The 8,316-nt window shown below is 62.1% G+C and carries 8 protein-coding genes; 1 reads left to right on the top strand and 7 read right to left on the bottom strand.

From position 1 onward, the window contains the following. Positions 1-343: 343 nt before the first annotated feature. Positions 344-1,525, bottom strand: coding sequence for a PD-(D/E)XK nuclease family protein (locus ACP7E3_RS31205; protein WP_426125433.1), 1,182 nt, complete (start codon positions 1,523-1,525; stop codon positions 344-346). Positions 1,526-1,659: 134 nt separating this feature from the next. Between ACP7E3_RS31205 and ACP7E3_RS31200 the strand changes: the two genes are divergently transcribed. After that, positions 1,660-1,806, top strand: a complete 147-nt coding sequence (locus ACP7E3_RS31200) for a DUF2986 domain-containing protein (RefSeq protein WP_017849362.1) — start codon at positions 1,660-1,662, stop codon at positions 1,804-1,806. 24 nt (positions 1,807-1,830) lie between these two features. Here ACP7E3_RS31200 and ACP7E3_RS31195 read toward each other — a convergent pair whose 3' ends face one another. The 6 genes from ACP7E3_RS31195 to ACP7E3_RS31170 form a co-directional block, all read right to left on the bottom strand. Beyond that, the gene (locus tag ACP7E3_RS31195; protein ID WP_046382617.1) at positions 1,831-3,888 is read right to left on the bottom strand and encodes a methyl-accepting chemotaxis protein; all 2,058 of its coding nucleotides are present in this window, start codon (positions 3,886-3,888) and stop codon (positions 1,831-1,833) included. A gap of 241 nt (positions 3,889-4,129) precedes the next feature. Next, complete coding sequence (locus ACP7E3_RS31190) at positions 4,130-4,825, bottom strand: tRNA (adenine(22)-N(1))-methyltransferase (RefSeq protein ID WP_026140332.1); 696 nt, start codon at positions 4,823-4,825, stop codon at positions 4,130-4,132. 38 nt (positions 4,826-4,863) lie between these two features. Beyond that, positions 4,864-6,015, bottom strand: coding sequence for an acetylornithine deacetylase (gene argE / locus ACP7E3_RS31185; protein ID WP_108524625.1), 1,152 nt, complete (start codon positions 6,013-6,015; stop codon positions 4,864-4,866). Continuing rightward, a complete protein-coding gene (locus tag ACP7E3_RS31180) occupies positions 6,012-6,689 on the bottom strand; it encodes a DUF1028 domain-containing protein (RefSeq protein WP_057005961.1) in 678 nt (225 codons plus the stop codon). Before ACP7E3_RS31180 ends, argE begins: the two co-directional genes overlap by 4 nt. Positions 6,690-6,698: 9 nt before the next feature. Next, entirely contained in the window at positions 6,699-7,430 is a 732-nt protein-coding gene (locus ACP7E3_RS31175; protein ID WP_046382614.1) for a class II aldolase and adducin N-terminal domain-containing protein, read from the bottom strand. Between the two features lie 50 nt (positions 7,431-7,480). Next, on the bottom strand, positions 7,481-8,311 hold the full coding sequence (locus ACP7E3_RS31170; RefSeq protein ID WP_057005960.1) for an ABC transporter substrate-binding protein: 831 nt from the start codon (positions 8,309-8,311) through the stop codon (positions 7,481-7,483). Positions 8,312-8,316: the final 5 nt, after the last annotated feature.

The following is an 8,316-nucleotide window of genomic DNA, read 5'->3' as shown; positions in this document are numbered from 1 at the left end:
AGTAACTTGTGATGCTGATAATCTTGTTGACTATCAGTCTGACTCCACAAGCACCCACACGAATTGCTTGATTCAGTTGTTAAAGAGCGGTTGGTTAAGATCTTTCGTCTCAACCGAGGAGCGCACTCTACAGCACACTCTTCGAAGTAGCAACCCTAAAAGTTTTTAATTTTATCAACAAAATCAATTACTTAAGCCAGACTAGCAGCGAACTGCTCGTTAGCGGGAGGCAAATAATACAGGATTAAATTACGTGGTCAACCCCCGCCTGAAAATTCTTTTCCCTACTCAGGCTCAGGAGTCTGAGTAGGGCAAGTAGCTGTCCAGCGGCGCGGCCCCAAGCCTAGCCTGGCTGATCGACCGCCATGCGGCCCGCGCCCGACGCTGCTGCGCCGTAGAGTTCATGCGCCTTGTACCAGAGGTCATAAAGGTCGTCTGCCATGCGCTCTGCCGCTTGCGCTCGCGTCCCCGATGCAAGCAGTGTCATCAGGTGCTCGTCGCTGGGGTGTTTCATATTGAGTTCGGTGGTGAAGCGCCAGAGCAAGCCATTTTCGCTGACGCCATCGTTCTCCAACAACAGCGTCAACATTTCCAGTTGCCCGAAATCGCGAGGATGGGATTCGGCATCGCAGCAATAGCCACAATAGAAGCGATGATTGAGCTCGATGTAGACCGAGCCCGCCATAAAGCCCAGCTCGTAGTGAAGGCCGTAATAACGGTTATCCCTGGCCGCGCTGTAGTAACGGTCGATAACCGCCGCAGTGGGCGCTTCAGAGGGCTTGGGCAGCGTGGGGTATTTATCTTCGACGCACTTGGCAACGGCTTGCCAGAGTTCCAGTTGCAGGTCTTTGAGCGTCTCGGTGAAGGCTCTCTGCAGGTCCTTGACCACGAGCAGGTTGTTGTCCTGGCGTAACGTCTGCTTGAGCGCGTCCATGTAGGCGTGTCCTTGGTTCTGGAAAGTCAGTTTTGCGATGAGGTCGATGTACTGCAGCAGGCTTTCTCGCACGCCCGCTTCGCGGATCACCCAAGGTTGGCATTGCGCAAGCCAAGGCAGGATGTCGGAGGCGTAGCTGATGCGTTGGTAGTCGATGCCCAGGCAACTGCGCGTGTCGGCATCGCGCCCGTCCAGGGTGAGGTACAACGGCGGGAACGTCTGGTAGCCCTCGCCCTGGAGCGCTTCCAGGTAACGGTGCAACTGGGCGTCCTGGTCCTCGGCGTTGAGCTTGTTCTCAATGATGATCGCCTGGCGCTTGCCGTTGCGGATCAGGATGTCGACATTGCGGTACTCGACATCCACCGTGACAGCGCGACAATCGAAGCCTTCTATATTCAACGCCGCGAGCCACAGCTCCAGCAGTTTCCCGCCCGCGGCGTGGGCGCCCTTGGGGTTGAGCAAAAAAGCCAGGTAGCGAGAGTGCAGGCGGACCTCGTCCGAAGCACTGCGCAACAGCGTGAACAGGTTGAAGGGTTCAGGGCGATGAAGCGTGGCCCTGAGTGAGGCGGCGCGAGTGATCAATAGGTGCAAGGCTCATCTCCTTGTGCTTGCGATGCCTGAGAATGAGGCATTGTGCCACTATTTTATGACACCGCACCGTCAAAATCGGGCCCATTGTTTTTAGCTGATATCATTCGAGAATTGACCAGGTGGGTGAGACCAACATGAACCGTCGTAAAAAGATCAATCAGCTATTAAAGGCCAACGCGAAAAAGGCCAGTGCCAAATTGGCGCCGAAAACCAAGGACAAGTACATCAGCAAGGCTGACCGATTGAAACTCGAAGTAGAGTCCAGTCAGGACACAAACTAGACCGGCTTACACCCGGCGGCCTATTCAGCTCAGGCGGAAACGTGCGGTGTTGTCACTCAGCGCACGACTGCCCTTGCTCAACGTATCCGCTGCCTGATTCACCGCCCGCGCGCCATCGAGCAAGCGCCCTGCCGCCTGATCCACTTGCTGGATATTGCCGCTCACCTCGTCCGCCGTCGTCGCTTGTTCTTCCACCGCCGCCGCGATATGCGCCAGAGTGTCGGTGACGTTCTGCACGGCTCCGGCGATCTCGCCCAGCCGCGCGCCCAGCCCGGTAACGGATTCGGCGTCGGTCAGCGCCTGGGCACAGGCGACGCTCATCAGTGTGACGGCCTGACTGACCGTGGCGCGCAGGCTGTCGACGGTGCCGGCGATTTGCGCGGTGGAGGCCTGGGTGCGTTGCGACAGGCTGCGCACTTCATCGGCGACCACGGCAAACCCCCTGCCCTGTTCGCCGGCCCGCGCGGCTTCGATGGCGGCGTTGAGTGCCAACAGGTTGGTTTGCTCGGCGATGCCTCGAATGGTGTCGACCACCGACTGAATCTGCTGGCCCTGTTGACTCACTTGCTCCAGGGCGTTGGCGGTGTCGGTCAGGCGCTGGTTGAGTTGCTGGATGCTCGCCGTAGTACGCTGGCTGTCGCGGCTGCTGTCTTCAGCGATGCGGCGGGTGTGTTGGGCACTGCCGGAGGCTTGCTCACAACTTTTGGCGACGCCCATGGAGGTGGCGGCCAATTGCGTCGCCGCCGCAGCGATCTGGCTGATCTGGTGTTGCTGGTCTTCGACGTCGCTGAGGGTACTGCCCGACTGCGAATTGAGCGTAAGCACCGCCGACCCGAGTTGCTGAGTCTCGTGATTGACCCCCAGCAGGCTGGTACGCAGTTGCACCACCGCCACGTTGAGCGCCGCGCTGATCGCCGCCAGCTCATCGCGACCGTCCACCGCCACTTCCACACACAGGTTGCCGTCGCGCAACGACTCAGCCAGCGTGGTGATACCGCTGGCACTGCGGCGGATCGACGCTTGCAGGCACATGAACAGGTACAGCGCCGCCAGGGCCAGCAGGCTGAAAATGGCCGCTACGGGGATGAATTGCTGCAAGGAGCGGTCGTGGTAATGGGTCAGGCGCGCATCCAGCGAGCCGAGCGATTGCTTGCGCAACGCGCCCAGGCTGCCGAGCATGGTGTCGACACTGCGCTCGAAACTGGCAGGGTCAAGCTTGATGGTGCCGCCAAACACGCCGTCGTCGAGCACTTTGAGCTCGCTGTCCAGTTGTTGCAGGCTGTTGTCGTACTGCGCGGTCCAGGGTTCCAGGCCGGCGTATGGCTTGGCCTTGAGCGATGCCGCAGCCTTGATCAACTGGTCCCGCGCATCGCCGATACGGCCGCGCAGGTCGCGCATCTGCAAGCGGCTTTGCAAGGTGAACTGGCCCGAGGCGATGGACGACTGACCAATACTGGCCATGCGCCCGATACGCTCGATCAGGTCCGGCGTGTGCTGGCTGGAAATCTGCATCAGCAGGTAAGTCTCCAGCCAGGGGTCGAGGATCAGGCCGGCGTCGAGGGTGATCTGTTCACGCAGGGTTTGCATGGCGCTCAGCGCCGAGGTGAAGCGGTCGTAGCCGTCTGGCCACCAGCCGACGGTGCGCAGGGATTGCACATCCATCCCCTTGACCGCTGCCTGCAACGCATCGAAGCGGGCCAGGGTATCGCCGCTCGCGCCCTGTTTCTTGAGCGCGTCGCCCAGGGCTTGCAGGCTTTGCAGGATGAGCGGGTTGTTCGCATCCACCTGGTCCATCGCCGCCTTGGCTGCGGGAGTCGGTTCACGCAGCAGGTCCAGCGCTTTCCAGCGCGACGCCAGGTTGCGTTGGGCCGTTAATTGGCCATCTAGCGCGTCCAGGGTCAGCAGTTGAGAAACGCCGGACTTTTCGCTGGAAATCACCGCGAGTTTGTCGCGATAGTCCAGCCCGATCATCCAGAGGCTCCCGGCCAAGGGCAGAATGAACAGAATGAACAGAATCTGGAATTTGCGTGCGAAGCCGAAACGTCCGAGCAGGCGGATACCGGGTGACAAAAGACTGTGCATGGCCGACTACTCCCTAAAACCACCCACACGCGGCAACGATGGGTGACGCCTTGAAATGACTAACAGCAAAGTGCCATGTCATTGATTGGGAAGGCTCAAGCAAGATACGGGCCGCAGAGAGCGGCCCCCTGAACAGGCGGTGCGACACCCGAAAAATCGTGTGCCGTGCGCGAAGATGGGGCGAAAGCACTCAGCGTCGGGAACGACCGCGTAGCGAGTGGGTTCGATCAACCCGCTGCGCTCACGCCAGCAACGCGGTGATCCACTGCACTTGCCGGGCGACCTCTTGCACCTTGGCCGGCGGTAACGCCTGGCGGGCCTGTTCGAAACCGGCCAGGGTTTTCTGCTTTTGCCGCAGCAGGCGTTGCCACTTGGCCAGGAAATCCGGGCTGCGGGCCTGCAGGTGCAGCGGGCCGAAGTACAACTCCTCGGCACTGTACACCCGCGGTTCGGCGCGCTCGGCGACGATGATCTCGTAGTAGAAGCGGTTTTCCCGCAACAACTCTTCGACAAGGATGCGGTAACCGTTGTCCATCAGCCATTGGCGCAACGGTTGTTCACCGCCGTTGGGTTGCAGGATCAGGCGCTCCTGGCCGGTGAGGCAGGCCTTGCCGCTGTCGAGGATGTCGCGGATGGTCTCGCCGCCCATGCCGCAGACGCTGATCGCACTGATCGCGTCGCCGGGTTCGATGGCTGCCAGGCCATCGGCCAGGCGCACGCTGACATGTCGCTCCAGGCCATTTTCACGCACGGTGCGTTCGGCGGCCTGGAATGGCGTCGCGGCCACCTCCCCCGCCACCGCCGCCGCGATCAGGCCGCGGCGCAGCAACGCCACCGGCAGGTAGCCATGGTCGGAGCCGATATCCGCCAACCGCGCCCCGGCCGGCACATGCGCCGCCACGCGTTCCAGGCGCATGGACAATGTGTGTTCGTTCAACTGGGGTCCCTTCTTCACCACGAGTGTCAGTGCGAGGGCTATTGACGCACAAACTCCACCACCCGCTCCAGCATTCGATCACAGGCATCCAGTTGTTGCAGGCTGATGAATTCATCCGCCTTGTGCCCCTGCTCCATGCTGCCCGGCCCGCACACCACGGTGGGAATCCCTGCCTGATCGAACAACCCGCCTTCGCTGCCGAAGGCGACGGTACCGAAGTCCCGCGAACCGCAAAACTGCGCGACCCACTCAGCGGCCTGGCTTTGCGACGAAGTCGCCAACCCCGGATAGCTGGACAACTCACTGAAACCGATCGCGCACTGCGCACTCACCGCCTGCATCGCCGGCAGCAGGGTGTGCTCGGCATACAACCGTAACTGGTGCGCCACCTGCCACGGGTCCTGGGCCGGCAGCGAGCGCACTTCGAAATCGAAGCTGCACTGCTGCGGCACGATATTCAGCGCCTTGCCGCCGCTCATCACCCCGGTTTGCACTGTGGAAAACGGCGGATCGAACGCCGCGTTCAGGTGTTGCGGCGCCTTGAGTTCTTCACCGAGCCGCACCAGCTCCCGGATCAAGCAGGCCGCGTATTCGATGGCGTTGACTCCCGACGGCGCATAGGCCGAATGACACGCCGCGCCATGCACATCGCAACGCATGGCCAATTTGCCTTTGTGCCCCAGCACCGGCTTGAGCTCGGTGGGCTCGCCGATCACGCACAACAGCGGCTTGACCGGCTGCGCGCGAAACCGTTCGATCAATGAACGCACGCCCAGGCAACCCACCTCCTCGTCATAGGACAGCGCGATATGCACCGGCATGCGCAACGACGCCCGCACCAGCGCCGGCACACAGGCCAACACACAGGCGATATAGCCCTTCATGTCGGCGGTGCCACGCCCGTACAACTTGCCGTCTTGTTCGGTGAGGTCGAACGGCGCCACGCTCCAGCGCTGGCCGTCCACCGGCACCCCATCGGTATGCCCGGACAACACGATGCCGGGCACATCCGCCGGGCCGATGGTCGCCAGCAGGTTGGCCTTGTTCTTGTGTTCGTTGAACACCAGTTCACAGGCGACGCCGTGGCCCTGCAAATAAGTACGCACGAAGTCGATCAACGCGAGGTTGGATTCGCGGCTGGTGGTGTCAAAGCGCACCAGTTGCGCCAGCAGGTCACGGCTGTGGCTCATCGGTCATCTCCCGGCACCGCATAGCCCGGCGCGATGTGCGGGTGGAGGGCGCGGTCGAGGTAGTCTTGCAGTTGCCCGCGATAGGCCTGCCACAACTGATCGAGGGCGCCGATCGGCTCGGCATCGGCCCAGTCCACGCGCAGATTGACGATGGGCCAGAGCAGATCGTCGACCACCATCAGGGCCGCCGAATGCACCGGCCCCGCTTCGCCGCCGAGGGCCTGGCCTGCGTGCATCGCGGCGAGCAGCCGGTCAGCCAGATGCCCCGAGGCGTTTTCGAACGCGCCGACCATCGCGGCGATCACACCGGGATTAGCCAGCATGTTCCCGGCCGCAACACATTGCTCGCCGCTCTGCGCGGCATGCAGGCCGAGAGTCTGCGCGCCGCTGAAGTGCGCGGTGCGGCCCAGCCGATCGATCACCGTCACCTGCCGATAGTCGCGGTGGTCCTGCCCGGCGAACACTGCCGCCACGGCTTCACTCGGCGTCATGCCCTGCTCCAGCAGGTCGAGAATCTGCGGACCCAGGCTCGGCAAAGTGATGTTCTGCGACGCCACCGCGCCCACACCGGGGCGCAGCCACGGGCAACGCGCGCCCACGGCGATGCTCGACGAACTGATGGCGATCCCCAACTGGCCCGTCTCGGCACAGCGGGCAACAACGGAAAAGGTCATAGCGCTTCCTCAGTCGAGCACCGACGCATCGGCATCGATCATCATTTGCTTCATTTCTTCAAAATGCTGGCGCGAGAAATCGGTAATGCCTTCCCAGCCCCGCGCGGTTTTTTCCGCCACTTCATCGGACAACACCCGCAACGGCTGCCCGGTGGACCACGCCGTGACGAGGATCTGGCAGGCGCGCTCCAGGGTCCAGATATCGTCGAACGCTTCACCGATGGACGAAGCGGTCACCATCACGCCGTGGTTGCCCATCAATAGGCGGCTCTTGCCGTCGAGCAGGCCGACCAGGCGCGCGCCTTCGGCTTCGGTATCGGCCATGCCGCCGTAGAGCTCGTCCACCGCCACGCGGTTGAAATAGCGCGCGGTGTTCTGGTCGATCGCCGGGATGTGCGGCTTGGCCAGGCACGCCACCGCCGTGGTGTAGACCGGGTGCAGGTGCAGCACGGCGCGGGTGTGCGGCAGCAGTCGGTGGATCTGCCCGTGGATCGACCAGGCGGTGGCGTCCACGTTCGGGTGGTCGGCACAGCTGGGGTCATCGGCGTTCAATAGCAGCAGGTCGCTGGCGCGAATGCGCGAGAAGTGCTTCCACCTCGGGTTGAGCAAAAACTGTTTGCCATCGGCCGACACGGCAGCGCTGAAGTGGTTGGCCACCGCTTCGTGCATACCCAGGTGGGCGACGATGCGAAAGGTCGCTGCCAGGTCAATGCGCGTCTGTTCTTCGAGGGATAACGCCATGGATCGGTCTCCGCAGGGCGCGACCGCAAGACGGCGGCCGCGCAATAGGCTTACTTGGGCATCAGCGCCGCAAGGTCGGCATCGGTGGGGGCCTCGAAGTTGTACTTCTTGAGCAAGGCCGCGTATTCCGGCGTGGCGCGGTACTTCTCCAGGCCGTCGAGCAAGGCTTTTTTCACCGTGTCATTGCCCTTCTTCACGCCGAAGCCGTTCAGCACCGGGTAGATCAAGGCGTCGGAGGAAATCACCACGCGGCTGCCCAGCTTGTCGATCACGCCACGGGCCACGGCCGCGTCGGTGATCTGCGCTTCGACCGCATGGGCCAGCAACGCCTGGGTGGTTTGCGGGTCGGTGCTGTACTCGCTGATCTGGATCGGCTTCAAGCCCTTGGCCACGCAGTACTCGGCCGACAGTTTGTTCATCTGCGCGAGCCAGGACGTAGCGCCCATGGAACCGATCTTGTGGCCGCAGAATTCTTCCGGGGTCTTGGGTTGGAAAGCACTATCCTTGAGGGTCAGGATCGACTCACCGCTTTTCAGGTAGGGGATCATGTCGATGACCTTGACCCGCTCGGCGGTGATGTACATCGACGAGTTGGTCACATCGAAACGCCCGGCCTGCAGGCCGGTGATCAGGTTGGGGAAACGCGTGTCGAGGGTCTCGACCTTGCGCCCCATGACCTTGCCCAGGCCGTCCATGAACTCGATATCGAAGCCCGCTGGCTTGTTGTTATCCATGTACTCATAGGGGAAGAACGTCACATCGGAACCGGCGATGATCTTGCCGTCCTGCTGGAACGCCGAAGCCGCCAACGAGGTCATCGCAACCGCTGCGCCCAGCAGGCACACGGCAAGGGGACGAACACTTTTACGAAACGCTGTCATGGTCA

This window comes from Pseudomonas sp. PSPC2-3 (assembly GCF_049898265.1).
GTDB lineage: Bacteria > Pseudomonadota > Gammaproteobacteria > Pseudomonadales > Pseudomonadaceae > Aquipseudomonas > Aquipseudomonas veronii.
Note: the sequence above shows the minus strand (reverse complement) of the source record. Positions and strands in the feature narration are given on the sequence as shown.

Excerpts from the sequence above, each read along its gene's own strand:
- ACP7E3_RS31195 (WP_046382617.1), bottom strand. The coding sequence starts at position 3,888 with ATGCACAGTCTTTTGTCACCCGGTATCCGCCTGCTCGGACGTTTCGGC.
- ACP7E3_RS31180 (WP_057005961.1), bottom strand. The coding sequence starts at position 6,689 with ATGACCTTTTCCGTTGTTGCCCGCTGTGCCGAGACGGGCCAGTTGGGG.
- ACP7E3_RS31175 (WP_046382614.1), bottom strand. The coding sequence starts at position 7,430 with ATGGCGTTATCCCTCGAAGAACAGACGCGCATTGACCTGGCAGCGACC.
- ACP7E3_RS31170 (WP_057005960.1), bottom strand. The coding sequence starts at position 8,311 with ATGACAGCGTTTCGTAAAAGTGTTCGTCCCCTTGCCGTGTGCCTGCTG.
- argE (WP_108524625.1), bottom strand. The coding sequence starts at position 6,015 with ATGAGCCACAGCCGTGACCTGCTGGCGCAACTGGTGCGCTTTGACACC.
- ACP7E3_RS31200 (WP_017849362.1), top strand. The coding sequence starts at position 1,660 with ATGAACCGTCGTAAAAAGATCAATCAGCTATTAAAGGCCAACGCGAAA.